The 13,695-nt window shown below is 74.0% G+C and carries 14 protein-coding genes; 7 read left to right on the forward strand and 7 right to left on the reverse strand.

Annotation, left to right across the window (positions count from 1 at the left end):
- The first annotated feature begins 148 nt into the window (after positions 1-148).
- Genes ACZ3YL_RS14765 through ACZ3YL_RS14775 form a run of 3 tightly spaced genes read left to right on the forward strand, consistent with a single transcriptional unit; the run spans position 149 to position 2,161 of the window.
- Complete coding sequence (locus ACZ3YL_RS14765; RefSeq protein ID WP_188306016.1) at positions 149-931, forward strand: hypothetical protein; 783 nt, start codon at positions 149-151, stop codon at positions 929-931.
- 1 nt (position 932) lies between these two features.
- Positions 933-1,661, forward strand: a complete 729-nt coding sequence (locus tag ACZ3YL_RS14770; RefSeq protein ID WP_465657516.1) for a hypothetical protein — start codon at positions 933-935, stop codon at positions 1,659-1,661.
- Positions 1,658-2,161, forward strand: coding sequence for an Rv0361 family membrane protein (locus tag ACZ3YL_RS14775; RefSeq protein WP_188306014.1), 504 nt, complete (start codon positions 1,658-1,660; stop codon positions 2,159-2,161). The genes ACZ3YL_RS14770 and ACZ3YL_RS14775 overlap by 4 nt, the downstream gene beginning before the upstream one ends.
- A gap of 49 nt (positions 2,162-2,210) precedes the next feature.
- Here the strand turns inward: ACZ3YL_RS14775 and ACZ3YL_RS14780 are convergent, their stop codons facing one another.
- From ACZ3YL_RS14780 to ACZ3YL_RS14790, 3 genes are all read right to left on the reverse strand, one after another.
- Positions 2,211-3,587 (reverse strand): MFS transporter, encoded by a 1,377-nt coding sequence (locus ACZ3YL_RS14780; RefSeq protein ID WP_465657518.1) that lies wholly within the window; start codon positions 3,585-3,587, stop codon positions 2,211-2,213.
- Positions 3,584-4,249 (reverse strand): TetR/AcrR family transcriptional regulator, encoded by a 666-nt coding sequence (locus ACZ3YL_RS14785; RefSeq protein WP_465657520.1) that lies wholly within the window; start codon positions 4,247-4,249, stop codon positions 3,584-3,586. Before ACZ3YL_RS14785 ends, ACZ3YL_RS14780 begins: the two co-directional genes overlap by 4 nt.
- A 308-nt stretch (positions 4,250-4,557) precedes the next feature.
- A complete protein-coding gene (locus tag ACZ3YL_RS14790; RefSeq protein WP_188304399.1) occupies positions 4,558-4,734 on the reverse strand; it encodes an antitoxin in 177 nt (58 codons plus the stop codon).
- A gap of 234 nt (positions 4,735-4,968) precedes the next feature.
- Between ACZ3YL_RS14790 and ACZ3YL_RS14795 the strand changes: the two genes are divergently transcribed.
- Positions 4,969-6,531, forward strand: coding sequence for a M28 family metallopeptidase (locus ACZ3YL_RS14795; RefSeq protein WP_465657596.1), 1,563 nt, complete (start codon positions 4,969-4,971; stop codon positions 6,529-6,531).
- A 265-nt stretch (positions 6,532-6,796) separates the two neighbouring features.
- Positions 6,797-8,203, forward strand: coding sequence for a dihydrolipoyl dehydrogenase (gene lpdA, locus ACZ3YL_RS14800; RefSeq protein WP_188304398.1), 1,407 nt, complete (start codon positions 6,797-6,799; stop codon positions 8,201-8,203).
- A 272-nt stretch (positions 8,204-8,475) separates the two neighbouring features.
- Here the strand turns inward: lpdA and ACZ3YL_RS14805 are convergent, their stop codons facing one another.
- Entirely contained in the window at positions 8,476-8,811 is a 336-nt protein-coding gene (locus ACZ3YL_RS14805) for a GNAT family N-acetyltransferase (RefSeq protein ID WP_465657522.1), read from the reverse strand.
- Positions 8,812-8,901: 90 nt separating this feature from the next.
- A complete protein-coding gene (locus ACZ3YL_RS14810) occupies positions 8,902-9,099 on the reverse strand; it encodes a zinc-binding dehydrogenase (RefSeq protein WP_465657523.1) in 198 nt (65 codons plus the stop codon).
- 143 nt (positions 9,100-9,242) lie between these two features.
- Here ACZ3YL_RS14810 and ACZ3YL_RS14815 point away from each other — a divergent pair, with 143 nt between their 5' ends.
- Together ACZ3YL_RS14815 and ACZ3YL_RS14820 are read left to right on the forward strand one after the other, a co-directional pair.
- Positions 9,243-9,848, forward strand: coding sequence for a TetR/AcrR family transcriptional regulator (locus tag ACZ3YL_RS14815; RefSeq protein ID WP_465657526.1), 606 nt, complete (start codon positions 9,243-9,245; stop codon positions 9,846-9,848).
- A gap of 242 nt (positions 9,849-10,090) precedes the next feature.
- The gene (locus ACZ3YL_RS14820; RefSeq protein WP_465657528.1) at positions 10,091-11,242 is read left to right on the forward strand and encodes a PP2C family protein-serine/threonine phosphatase; all 1,152 of its coding nucleotides are present in this window, start codon (positions 10,091-10,093) and stop codon (positions 11,240-11,242) included.
- A 90-nt stretch (positions 11,243-11,332) separates the two neighbouring features.
- Here ACZ3YL_RS14820 and ACZ3YL_RS14825 read toward each other — a convergent pair whose 3' ends face one another.
- Positions 11,333-12,586 carry a threonine/serine exporter family protein gene (locus ACZ3YL_RS14825; protein ID WP_188304393.1) on the reverse strand — a complete coding sequence of 418 codons (1,254 nt, stop codon included), beginning with the start codon at positions 12,584-12,586 and terminating at the stop codon, positions 11,333-11,335.
- 132 nt (positions 12,587-12,718) lie between these two features.
- On the reverse strand, positions 12,719-13,417 hold the full coding sequence (locus tag ACZ3YL_RS14830) for a Tat pathway signal sequence domain protein (RefSeq protein ID WP_465657532.1): 699 nt from the start codon (positions 13,415-13,417) through the stop codon (positions 12,719-12,721).
- Between the last annotated feature and the right edge of the window lie 278 nt (positions 13,418-13,695).

Below are 13,695 nucleotides of genomic sequence, written 5' to 3' on the forward strand. Positions count from 1 at the left end.
ATCCAGCGTCACAGCCGGGGAGGGGTCGATGGTCGCGTTACGACGCACGTCCGGTTCGAGTGCGGTGGCCGCTCTCGCGGCCGCACTCGCGCTGTGCGGCGCAGTGCTGGTTCCCGCACCGTCGGCCGTGGCGGCCACACCGACGGACATGTGCGCCCCGCAGTACGCGGCCGCCCAGGCGGTGCAGGCCCGGATCAAGAGCCACAACGCCCAGCCCCACGAGTTCACGCCCCAGCAGAGCGGTGCCCTCGCGGCGTACAACGCCGAGGCGGCGGCCCTCAACGCGGAGAGCGCCAAGGCCGTCGCCGCGTACACGGCCTGCTTCCAGGCGATGATGGCGATGGTCGACGCCACCGGCGCGGGCAGCATGGACCTCAAGGACCTGACCCCGACGAAGCGTTCACAGATCGACGACGCCAAGCGGCGCCTGGGCACCGGGTGGACGGCGCCACCCCCGCCCGCACCCGGGAAGAACTGGCGGGTGCCGAAGGGTTCGGCGGCCCGACCGCTGTACGACGCCCTCCGGGCGGGGAATCCCGGCAACCTCCCCTACACCTATCTGAAGGGCGGCACCAAGCTGTCGGTCGGCAGGCCGGATCCGGCCTACCCGGCGTCCTCCAGGCGGGTCATCATGCCCAATGCGAGGGGCAATCCGAAGATCAGCGCGGACCACATAGTCCCGCTGGCGGAGCTGATGCAGATGCGCGGGTTCACCAAGCTCAGCACCGAGAACATGTTCATCATCAGCCGCGCCCCGATCAACTTCCAGTGGCTGTCCTCGGCGGCGAACCTGTCGAAGCAGTCGCGCAGCGCGGCTGCCATGACGGGCGTGGATCCGAAGTGGCAGGCGAGTCAGGTCGCGTTGGAGAACGAGACGCGCAAGAAGCTCCAGGACATCATCGACCAGTTGCTGAAGAGCCAGGGAAGCTGACATGACAGCAGTCGACGCCGCCGGGATCGCGCGGACGCTCCCCGAATGGTCGCTGGCCTTCGTCGAACCGGCCTCGGACCGGATCACCGCGCTCCCGGAGCGCTGGCGGCCGATCGCGCTGGCCGACCGGCCCGAGACCCGGTACCGGATGGCACGGTCCCTGTGGAACCAGGACTTCCTCGACCTCGTCCCGAGGTTCGCGACGGCGATGGACGGCCGCTGCATCGACGTCCGGGCCTGCCTCACGGACGGCTGCGCCGCGCTGGTGTACGTCATGGCCGACGAAGCCGGCGGACTCGTCTCCTGGGTCGGCTACGACCCGCGCACCTTCGGCCCCGAGCCGGTGTTCTGGCCGTCCTTCCCCGAGCCGCTGCGGGCCTTCCTGCGCGGGGTGCACGCCGGATTCGTCTCGGGGTGCGACGGGACGTCCTTCGGTCTCGCCCGGCCCGTCCACATGACGACCCTGGCGGAGTTCGCGGACTTCCCGGAGGGCATCCCGGGCTGGGACGAGGACGAGATCGAGTCGACCAGACTGCTCCGGGTCACCTCGGACGGCGGGAACGTGCACTACTGCCTGTCACCGGAGCTCGCACCGGGGGAGATCGCCCTCGTCCACGAGGGCGAGGTCGACGCCAGGGACTGCGGCGCCGAGCTGGACGAGCTGATGGTGTCGCACTTCGCGCCGTCGACCCGAGGGCCCGAAGCCGACGGACAGGAGTCCGAACGATGACGCAGGACCCGTTCTGGCCGCCCGCGCCGACCAGTCCACCCGAGATCCCGCGACGCGTGCCCCGGAAGCGCTGGCCGTACCTGCTCGGAGTGGCCGTGCTGTTGCTGGTGGCGGCGGGTGTGGTCGGGTACGTCGAGAAGGACCGGGCACCGGGCGAACCGGACCGGGTCCGGCAGGTGGCCGACCGGTTCGCCGGCGCCGTGGACCGGGGCGACGTGGCCGCGAGCGTCGGCATGCTCTGCGCGGAGGAGGCCGGCGACCTGGCCGACGACGGCCTCCCCTCCGGCGAAGCGAGCCCGTCGGCGGACGAGCAGCAGCCCGGGGCCTCCGGACCGCCGGTCGAGATCTCCGACGTCAGGATCCAGGGCGATGTCGCGAGCGTCCACGTGACCAGGCCCGGTGTCGACACGACGCTCTACCTGCGGAAGGAGGCCGGCGTCTGGTCGGTCTGCGCGCCGGCCGCGGCGCGGCTGCCCGCGACGGCCTCGCCGCGGCCCTGAGCCGGCCGGACGGGTGGGGCCGGCCTTGCAGCCGGGGCCGCCGACGCCGTCACGTCAAGTCCGGCACGGGATGCGGCGGTTGCCGGCGGGGGAGGCGGAGCGCGAGCAGCGCGCCCGCGGCGGCGACGGCGGCGGTCGCCAAGGCGACCGGGGTGAGGGCCGCGCCCGGGGAGCCGTGGCCGACGATGGTGGTGGCGAGGGCGATGCCCAGGGCCGGGCCGACGTTCATCATGGTCTGCTGGAGGCCGCCCGCGACCCCGGACTCGGCCGCCGGCGCGCCCTGGACGATGACCGAGGTGGCGGTGGCCATCACGGTGCCGAGGCCGCAGCCGAGCAGCAGGAAGCAGCAGCCGATCGCCGGATCCCCTGAGCCCGGGCCGAGCCGGGCGGTCAGCAGGATGCCCGCCGTGATCAGCACCATGCCGGCCAGGACGGTGTCGCGCGCACCGTGCCGCTTCGCCAGCCAGGCCGAGGCGGGCGCGGCGAGGATCATCGTCAGCGCGAGCGGCGCCGCCCGCAGGGCGCTGCGCAGCGGGTCGAGGCCGAGCACGTCCTGCAGGAAGTAGGTGGTCGGGAACAGGACGCCCAGCACCGCCGCCGAGGCGGCGAGCAGGGCGCCGAGGGCCGGCCCGACGGAGGGCGAGCGCAGCAGGGCGGCGGGCAGCAGCGGGCGGGCGGCGCGCCGCTCGTGCCGGGCGAGGGCGAGAGCGGCCACGGTGGCGGCCGCGAGGGTGAGTACCGTGCCGGGAGCCCAGCCGTCGGTCGGCAGGGTGACCAGGGTGTGCACCAGGCAGACCAGGGTGAGCGCGAGCAGGGCCGCGCCCGGCAGGTCGAGCGGGCCCGGGCCGGTGGCGGCCGCCGGAGCGGGCCGGTCGGCGGGCACCGCGAGCACGGCGAGCAGGGCGGCCGCGGCGGGCAGCAGACCGAGCAGGAAGACCGCCCGCCAGCCCAGATGGGTGGTGAGCGCCCCGCCGACCAGCGGTCCGGCCGCCGCCGCGAGCCCGATCGCGGCGGTGCGGGCCGCGATCGCGCCGGGCAGTCGCTCGGCGGGCCAGACGGCGCGCAGCAGGCCGAGGGTGGCGGGCTGGAGCAGGGCGCCCGCCACGCCCTGGGCGACGCGCAGGGCGATGACCCAGCCGATGCCGGGGGCGAGGGCGATCCCGGCTGAGCTGGCGGCGAAGCCCGCCACGCCGAGGACGAACAGGCGCCGGTGCCCGTACCGGTCGCCGAGCCGGCCGGCGAAGACCAGCAGGGCGGCGACGGTGACCAGGTAGCCGGTGCTGGTCCACTGGACGGCGGTGACGGAGGCGTGCAGGTCGCGTTGGAGGGTGGGCTGGGCGACGCTCAGCACCGTGCCGTCGAGGGCGACCAGGACGGCGCCGGTGATGCTGGCGGCGAGGGTGAGGCCCCGGCGGTGCCGGGTCACCGGGGGGCCGGGCCGAGGTGGGCGGCCAGGGTGGCCCGCAGCACCGGTTCGACGTCCTCGCCGCCGGTGACCAGTCGCAGGCTGCCCCAGGCGCGCAGCTGGGCGAGGCCGTGCAGGTTGGCCCACAGGGCGGCGGTGGCGGCGGCCGGGCCGTCGGGTGTCGGGCCGTCAGGCGCCGGACGGTCAGGTGTCGGGTCGTCGGGCGTCGGGTCGTCAGGCGCCGGACGGTCGGACCGCGGGTGGACCTCGGCGACCAGGCCGGCGAAGGTCCGGAACAGCGGCAGGGTGGTGTGGCGCAGCTCGGCTCCGCTGCCCTCCAGCAGGTCGTGACGGAACATCAGCTCGAACATGCCGGGGTTGGCCGCCGCGAAGCCGAGGTAGGCGCGGGCGAGCGCCTCGATCCGGGTGCGGGCGTCGGCGCCGGTGGCGGCGGCGAGGGCGTCGGCCCCGGCGAGGGTGTCGGTGAGCCGGCCGAAGCCGTGTCGGGCGACGGCGGCGAGCAGTTCCCGGTGGGTGGGGAAGTAGCGGCGCGGCGCCCCGTGCGAGACCCCGGCGTGCCGGGCGATCTCGCGCAGGCCGAGCGCGTGCACGCCCTCGCGGCTCACCAGCTCGACGCCGGCGGCCACCAGCCGGGTGCGCAGGTCCTGGTCCTGTTCGGTCATGGACACTGTCTACCCGATCGTCGTAGACAGTGTCTACTCGCCATGGCGGTGACCCGCCGGGCGGAATTCGCGGACATGGACGAAGTCGGCGAGCCGACCTGCCGGCTGGGCGGGGTGTGCCTGGGCGGGGTGTGCCAGGAGTGCGGACGGCTGCGGCAGCGGCCCGGCCCGGGGCCGGGCGAGAACGCGGCGCGGGCGGGGACGAGATCGGCGGGGGCGGGACGGGCGCCGACGGGGAGCCGGAGCAGTCCGGCCGGAGTCAGGGCGGAGCGCCGCCGACCCCGGCCGGGAGGTCCTGACCGCGCCCGCTACTGCGGCGGCTGGTCGCGGAACTGCTCCTTCAGCTTGTCCTGGGCCACGTCGGTCTGGCTGCTGTACTTGCCCTCGGTGCGTTCGTCGAAGGCGTCGCCGGCCTTGTCCACACCCTTCTCGGCCTGGTCCTCGTGCCCCTTCAGCATCTGCTTGAGCTTATCCAGCATGGACATGTGGTCACCCTCCTGGATGAGACGCCCCCGCCCCTCCAGGATCACCGCCCCCGGCGTCCCGCGCACTTCGCGGCCGCGCGGCGGCCTTGGCAAGGCGATCCCGCTCATGTCAAATCGTGAGTCCACGGACCGTCGAAAGGAGCCGCCTTGACGTCGCGTACCGCCCGTCCCGCTCACCCCGCCCGTCCCGCTCACCCCGCCCGTGCCCGCGCCCGCAACCGCGCGGGCGCCGCACTGGCCGTCGCCGCACTGGTCGCCCCGCTGTCACTGGTCGGCGCGGGCAGCGCCAGCGCCGGGCCGGACCCGGCGCGCCAGGGTGCCAGGCTGGCCGAGCGGCTGGTCGCGGCGAGCAGTGCCGAGGACGCCCGCCGCACCCTGACCGCGCTGCAACGGTTCGCCGACCGCAACGGCGGTACCAGGACGGCGGGTTCGAAGGGCCACGACGAATCGGCGCGCTACGTCTACGAGCAGGCGCGGCGGGCCGGGCTGAAGGTGTCCCGGCAGGAGTTCGAGTACACCTTCTTCGAGGCCCGCGCCGAACGCCTGGACGTGCTGTCGCCCCAGGCCGAGTCGGTGCCGGTGCTCGCCATGACGTACTCGGTGAGCGGTCCGGAGGCGGGCCTGACCGCCGAGTTGGGCGTCGCCCCGGTCAGCGCCGGCACCGGCTGCACGGCCGCCGACTACCCGGCGGGCTCCGTCACCGGACGGATCGCGCTGATCCGGCGCGGCGGGTGCGGCTTCGCCGAGAAGCAGGCGGCCGCGGCGGCGGCCGGCGCCCTCGGGGCGCTGATCTACAACAACACCGACGGCGACCTCAACGGGACGCTCGGCGAGCCCACCGCGGGCAAGGTCCCGACCGGCGGGATCAGCAGGGCGGCCGGCGAGGCGCTGGCCGCGAAGGCCGCCGCCGGTCCGGTGCGGGTGGCCCTGGACATCCGGACCTTCATGGAGCCGCGCAGGACCTGGAACGTCATCGCCGAGACCCGCGGCGGCGATCCGGCGAACACCGTGATGATCGGCGCCCACCTGGACTCCGTCCCCGCCGGGCCGGGCATCAACGACAACGGGTCCGGCACGGCCGGCATCCTGGAGGTCGCGAAGAACCTGGGCGTCCGCCCGGTGGAGAACAAGGTCCGGTTCGCCTGGTGGTCCGCCGAGGAGTTCGGCCTCAAGGGCTCCGAGGCGTACGTGAAGTCGCTCTCCGAGGCGGACCGGAAGAAGATCCGGCTCTACCTCAACTTCGACATGATCGCATCCCCCAACTACGCGCAGTTCGTCTACAACGGCTCCGGCAGCGCGGGCGGCGACGCGGGCCCGGAGGGCTCTGCCCAGATCGAGCGGGACCTCACCGGCTACCTGGACGGCCGGGAGCTGCCGCACGACCCGTCCGCCTTCAACGGCCGCTCCGACTACGGTCCGTTCATCGACGCGGGCATCCCGGCGGGCGGCACCGACACCGGCGCCGAGGTGATCAAGTCCCCCGAGCAGCAGGCCCGTTACGGCGGCACGGCGGGCACCGCCTTCGACGCCTGCTACCACAAGGCCTGTGACGGCCTGGACAACATCGACATGGACGCCTTCGACGTCAACATCGACGTGATCGCCCATGCCGTCGGCACCTACGCCTGGGACCTCTCCTCACTGCAGCGGCCGGTGGCGACTGCGCAGTCGCCACAGCAGCCGGCCCGGCGCCCGGCCGGTCAGCCGGCCGCCGGAACGGGTATGAGCACCCCGGGCAGTGCCGGATCGGGCAGTGCCGGCACGGCCGGCGCCGAGGGCCACGAGGTCGCGGCCTGACGCCCGGGTGGGCCCGCTGCCGTCCTCGGGCGGCGGGCCCACCCGCCCGCCCCGCGCGTTCCGTCCATCGGAACCCTCCCTCCGCCATCGCCCCTGGTGGGGCCGGTGCGATCGACCGTAACGGACCCCGCTGACAATCCGGCCCGGGCCCTGTACGGTGCCGCGCGGAGCGCATCCGCCGAGACCCGGTGGGTGCGCCGGGTCCGGTCCTGACACCATGGGACCGAGATCACGACACCATGACACCCTCGGAGGAGTCAGCAACATGAGCACGCACTACGACGTCGTCGTCCTCGGCGCGGGCCCCGGCGGCTACACCGCCGCCGTCCGCTCGGCCCAGCTGGGGCTGAAGGTCGCGGTCATCGAGGCCAAGTACTGGGGCGGCGTCTGCCTCAACGTCGGTTGCATCCCCTCCAAGGCCCTGCTGCGCAACGCCGAGCTCGCCCACATCTTCACCAAGGAGGCCAAGACCTTCGGCATCAAGGTCGAGGGCCAGGTGACCTTCGACTTCGGCGAGGCGTTCCGCCGCAGCCGCTCGGTGGCCGACGGCCGGGTCAAGGGCGTCCACTACCTGATGAAGAAGAACGGCATCACCGAGTACGACGGCTGGGGCACCTTCGTCGACGACCACACCCTCCAGGTCGCGCTCAGCGGCGGCGGCTTCGACATGGTCACCTTCGACCACTGCGTCATCGCCGCCGGTGCCACCACCCGCCTGCTGCCCGGCACCAGCCTGAGCGAGCGCGTGGTGACCTACGAGGAGCAGATCCTCACCGAGCAGCTGCCGGAGAGCATCATCATCGCGGGCGCCGGCGCGATCGGTGTCGAGTTCGCGTACGTGCTGCACAACTACGGCGTGAAGGTCACCATCGTCGAGTTCCTGGACCGGGTGGTGCCGCTGGAGGACGTCGAGGTCTCCACCGAACTCGCCAAGCAGTACCGCAAGCTGGGCATCGAGGTGCTCACCTCCACCCGGGTCGAGTCGATCGACGACAGCGACCCGAACGCCAAGGTCCGCGTCACCGTCACCAAGGACGGCCAGCAGCAGGTGCTGGAGGCCGACAAGGTGCTCCAGGCGATCGGCTTCGCGCCGCGGGTCAACGGCTACGGCCTGGAGAACACCGGGGTCAAGCTCACCGACCGCAACGCCATCGCGGTGGACGGCCGGGGCCGCACCAGCGTCGACCACATCTTCGCGATCGGCGACGTCACCGCGAAGCTGATGCTCGCGCACGCCGCCGAGACGATGGCCGTGATCGCCGCCGAGACCATCGGCGGGGCGGAGACCATGGAGGTCGACTTCGCCATGATCCCGCGCGCCACCTACTGCCAGCCGCAGATCGCCTCCTTCGGCTACACCGAGGCCCAGGCCCGCGAGCTGGGCTACGACGTCAAGGTCGCCAAGTTCCCGTTCACCGCGAACGGCAAGGCGCACGGCCTCGGCCACCCGATCGGCTTCGTCAAGGTGATCTGCGACAACACCCACGGCGAGCTGCTCGGCGCCCACCTGATCGGCCCCGAGGTCACCGAGCTGCTGCCCGAGCTGACGCTGGCCCAGCAGTGGGACCTCACCGTCCACGAGGTCGCCCGCAACGTGCACGCCCACCCGACCCTGGGCGAGGCGGTCAAGGAGGCCATCCACGGCCTCGCCGGTCACATGATCAACATGTGACGATCCGCTGAGCCGGATGATGCGACCCCCGCCCGGCGGGGGTCGCATCGTCGTTCCGGCGTCAGGCCCGGCCGGTGATCGGAGCGAGGGGGCCGTCGAAGCGCCGGTGGAGCACCCGGCGCCGGCCACCCGCCGAACCGCCCTCGAACGTCCTCGCCGTGACCAACCCGCCCATCGCCCAGCCCCTTCGCCGCCTCCCGCCGCGTTCCCTCGGCGCGACCGGCGACCAGGATCCCGGCAGCCCCGGTGTGGCGGCCGGGCGGCCCCTTCGATCAGTGCAGCTGGGTGCGCAGCCAGCCCTTGACCTCCGGGGTGACCTCGTCGGTGATGTCGGCGAACTCCGGGTGCTTGATCAGGAACTTGGCCACGTACGGGCAGATCGGCACGATCCGCTTCCCGGCGGCCCGCACGTCCGTCAGTGCCTCCTGGACCAGCTGCCCGGCCAGGCCGCGTCCGGCGAAGGCGTCCTCGACCAGGGTGTGGTAGAAGACCCGCTGCCCGTCGTGGTCCAAGTACTCGGTGAATCCGGCGAGTTCGCCGTCGACCCGGATCTCGTAGCGGTGCGGGGCGTCCGCCCGCGCGACGACGGGGGTGCTGGGAGTGCTCATCGGAGAGGCCTTTCGTTCGCGGAGCCCGTGCGGGCTTTCGGTGCGGGGCCAGGGTAGTCGGCGGCCCGCGCGATCGGCGGCGGGACGGGATCAGGGCAGCAGCAGGATGCGGCCCCGCTGGGAGCGCTCCTCCATGATCCGGTGGGCGGTGGCGGCCTCGGTGAGCGGGAGGCGCGCGTGGACGGTGGTCCGCAGCCGGCCGGCCGCGAAGTGCTCGACGGCTTCGTCGGCCTCCTCCGGTGTCAGGACTTCGGGGCCGCCGTACCGGTGGTAGCGGATGCGTCGCATGGTGCCCTCCCTCGACGGGCCGGTCCGCAATCAACTGGACCGGCGGTCAACTTCTCGCCGGGACCGTACTGGACCGATGGTCCAGTTGTCCACGGGTTACCGTACGGGGCACGCGTACGAGACGAACGGGGAAGGGGCAGCCCATGGCGGAAGGCCGACGCGAACGCGCCGACGCGGCCCGGAACCGGCGCGCGATCCTGCGCGCCACCGAGGAACTCCTGGCCGGCCACCGGCCCGAGCAGATCTCCATGGAGCAGGTCGCCGCCGCCGCCGGGGTGGGCAAGGGGACGGTCTTCCACCGCTTCGGCAACCGGATGGGCCTGATGCTCGCGCTGATGCAGGAGCGGGCCCTCGACCTGGACGAAGCCATCCACAGCGGGCCGCCGCCGCTCGGCCCGGGCGCCCCGCCCCGGGACCGGCTGCTCGCCTTCCTGGACGCCGTGGTCGCCGTGGTCGCCCGCAACAAGAGCCTGCTCGCCGCGCTCGGCCACGCCGTCACCACCGCCCCGCAACCGCCCGACCAGGGCCCGCGCGGCGACCACCCGGTCTACCGGGCCTGGCACGGCCACCTCAGCGGGCTGATCGCCGAACAGCGCCCCGACCTGGATGCCGAACTGCTGGCCCACATCCTGCTCGGCACGGTGCACAGCGACCCGATCCTGCGGCTGCTGGAACAGGGCGAGGGGCAGCGGTTCGCCGACGCCCTGCGGGCGCTCGTCACCCCGCTGCTCGACGCGCCCACGGGCTGAGGCGGGCCGAATCGACCGGCGGGCCGGGCCGGGCCGACCGGACGGGTCGAACCGGGCCGACCGGACGGGTCGAACCGAGCCGACCGGACGGGTCGAGCGACCGCGCGGGTCGAACCGACGGGCTGGGCCGAACGGGCCCGGGCCGAGGGGCACCCGCCCCCTCCGCCACCTACCGTTGCCCCGACGACCCCGCCCGGCGGGGCGTCGGCGGAACGACCGGAGGAGCGGAGGGGCCGTTGCGGGTGCGTGCCACGAACGCGAACGGGCCGTCACAGCCGCCGTCGGGGCCGGGTGCCCAGCTGCCGGTGCTGATCCGCTACGGTCACCGGTCCTGGCTGATCCCCGCCCTGCTGCTGGTGGCGGTGGTGGTCGTGGACGCCCTCACGCCCGACTTCTTCGAGTCGCTCAGCTGGCTGACCCTGGTCCCGGTGGTGGCCGCCGGGCTGTGCGGTCCGGCGGTCACCGTGGCGTTCGCCGGTCTCGTGATCGTCGCCTACCCCGTGCTGGACAGGCTCTGGGACAAGTCCCACGGGATCGAGGACTTCCTGCTGGTGATCGCCGGCTGCGTCCTCGCGCTGCCGCTCAGCGTCTTCCGGGCCCGGGCCGCCGCCTACGTCCGCCATCTGCAGGGCGCCGCCGAGACCACCCGGCAGGTGGTGCTGCGCCCGGTGCCGCCCGGCTGGGGCGGGGTGGACTCGGCGGCCCGCTACCTGGCCGCGGACGTCGAGGCCCGGGTGGGCGGCGACTTCTACGACGTGGTGGCCAGCCCGTACGGCGCCCGGGTCATCCTGGGTGACGTCCAGGGGAAGGGACTGCCGGCCGTCTCCACGGCCGCCGCCCTGGTCGGCTGTTTCCGGGAGGCGGCCTTCCGGGAGGCGGACCTGGCGACCGTCGCCTCCCGGCTGGAGGAGCGGGTGCACCGGCAGAACCTGCTCTCCTCCCGGCTGGGCGAGGACGAGGAGCGGTTCGCCACCGCGGTCGTCGTCGGGTTCCCCGACGACGCGTCGGAACGGATCGAGCTGGTCAACTTCGGCCACGACTGCCCGTACGTGCTGGGCCCGGACGGCGTCCGGCAGCTGCCGCCGGGCAACGGCGCCCCGCTGGGCCTCGCCCCGCTGACCGGCCGGCTCCCGGAGGTCCAGCGGCTGCGGCTCGGCGCGGACGAGACCGTCCTGATCGTCACGGACGGGGTGACCGAGGCCCGGGACGGCCAGGGCGCCTTCTTCGACCTGCGCGCCCATCTGGAGAGCCTGGCCGGGCTGCCCGGGGCCGGGGAGCCCGAGCGCCTGGTGGGGGCGGTCGTCGCCGCCGTCCTCCGGTACACCGGCGGCCGTCTGACGGACGACACCGCGCTGCTCGCCGTCCGGAACGGCAGCGGCGCGGCCGCCGGCTGAGCGGGGGCCGCGCCGGTTGGTGGTCGCGCCGGTTGGTGGTCGCGGAGGTCGGTGGTCGCGGAGTGCGGTGGTCGCGGAGGGTGGGGCGGGTCAGGCCCGCAGCTGGGGCACGGCGAGCGCGGGGCGCGGGATCCGGCTGATCACTGAGCCGATCAGGGTGCCGATCGACACCCCGAACACCGCTGACACGGCGGCCAGCACCGACTGCGCCCCGTTGCCGACCTCGATCTGCGCGGTGTTCAGCAGCCCGAAGGAGCCGGGCACCACGATCCAGAACGCCGGGAGGTAGAGCACCTGCCAGAGCGGGCCGCCGGGCAGCCAGTGCACCACGGTGGCCGCGACGGCGGCGCTGACGGCGCCGGCCAGACCGCCTATCGCCGCGCCGTGCACCGAGCCGACCACCACCTGCGCGGTGACGCTGACCGCGATCACCACGACGATCCACGGAATGGCCGGGGGCGGGGTGTTGACGTTGACCACGACGCCGGCCACGGCGATCGCCAGCCCCACCCCGATCACCCACCAACTCGGCTTGGCCACCTGGACGTTGGCCAGCGCACTGGCCGGCATGCCGATCGCGGTGGTGGCCGCCGCCACCCCGGCCAGGAACAGCGCCAGCTGCACCGCGCCGGACACCAGCCGGGCCGTCCCGGCGCTGGCGGCGCCCGCCGCGATCTCCGACAGCCCGGTGACCAGCAGCCCGCCCGGCAGCAGGATCGCCAAAGTGGCGACGATCGTGCGCAGCGGCCCGTCCAGCAGGCCGGCCCGGGTGAGCGACAGGACGAGCAGCGCCACCAGGAACCCGGCCGTGACGGGCAGCAGCGGGCGCAGCCGGGGGAGGCGCCGCGCCAGCACGGTCAGTCCCGCCACGATCACCGAACCGGCCCCGGCGGCCAGCACGTTCGCCGTCACCGGCTGGAGGAACAGGCAGACGCCCACCCCGACCGGCAGCGCGCCGAGGTCCGCGACCCAGGCGGGCCAGCGGGCCGGCGCCCGGCGGATCCGGTCCAGCTCGTCCAGCGCCCGGGGGCCGTCCAGCTCGCCGGAGCGCAGCCGGTGCACCAGGTGGAGGACGTCCGCGGTCTGCTCGAACCGCAGCGCGGCCCCGACCGGCTGGAACCGGCTGGCGTCCGCCGCGTCGAGGGCGACGAACAGGCCGTTGGTGAGCGCGGCGACCCGTACCTCGGGAGCCCCCGACGCCCGCCCGAGTGCGCGGAGTTCCTCTTCGACGTCATGGACGGGCAGGCCCCCGCCCAGCAGGGCGTCGCCCAGTTCGAGCAGCAGGCGGCGGAGCCGGTCGGCGGGGGCCTCGTTGCCCCGGACCGATGGAGACTTGCTAGACATGGCAGGTATCGTCCCATCCCGCCCGCTTGGGTCCGAATCTGCCCTGGTCTGATCACTTCCGGGACCGTGATGGGAGCCGCCCCGGGCCGCGCCGCTGCTCGACGACCCGGGGCGGGGCGCGTGGGGCGCTGGTCAGTTCACGTAGACCGCCGGTGCGCCGGCCTGGCCGGTGTCGGCGAGCGGGCCGTACCCGGCCGAGAAGTAGCCGTCGGCGGGGCAGAGGCCGGAGCCGCCGCTCTTGGCGAAGTGCTCGTTGGTGAAGGTCAGGCTCTGGCTGCCGTTGTCGGCGGTGCCGGTGAAGGCGCCGCTGAGCTGGTAGGTGCAGGTGATGGTGCCGAACCAGCTGTTCAGGACGGCGGTGGCCTGGATCGGGCCGGCGCTGCCGCCGGTGAGGGTGACGGGCAGCCCGGTGCCGTCGTCGACGGAGACGCCGTACGGGAGGGTGTCGACGGTCAGGCTCTGGACCGAGGTGACGCCGGTGACGTTGGCGGTGCAGGAGTCGAAGGTGAGCCCGGTCATCGACTCGGTCGCGGTGCCGGGGGCGGCCGGGTTGGTCAGCACGGTGGCGGACAGCTGGGAGCCGGCACAGGTGACACCGGTGGTGCTGGTGGCGGTCGAGTAGAAGGTGGCGGAGGTGTTGGCGGCGAGCGGCGCGGCGAGGGCGTCGCCCACCGCGACGGCGGCGCCGCCCGCGCTGCCGGTGGTGAGCACGGGGCCGGCGTCGGCCGGGGAGGCGGGGGTGGTGGCGGAGGCGGGGGCCGCCGCGGCCAGGGCGAGGGCGGCGAGGGCGGCCAGGGCGAGCGGTGCGGTGCGGCGGGGGAGTGCGCGCATGGGGAAGCCTCTTCCTCGGCGAGGGGCGGGAAGGCGAACTTTCGCTGCTCCCGGGAGGTGGGGGAACGGGGAGCTGACTCCGTTCTAGGACTGTGTCGGTTCGCCGTCAAGAAGCCGCGGCAGTGTTGTTGACGTTTCGTCAGCAAGGTCGCCGAGGGGATCCCGGGCCGTCCCGTGCCGGGTGCACATGCCCTTCGCCGAGCAGCGAGTGAACCGAGGAGCCGAGCGAGCCGAGGGGCCGAGCGAGCCGAGTGAGCCGAGTGAGCCGACGGGGCCGG

The sequence above is a fragment of the Kitasatospora sp. NPDC023176 genome, assembly GCF_055560495.1.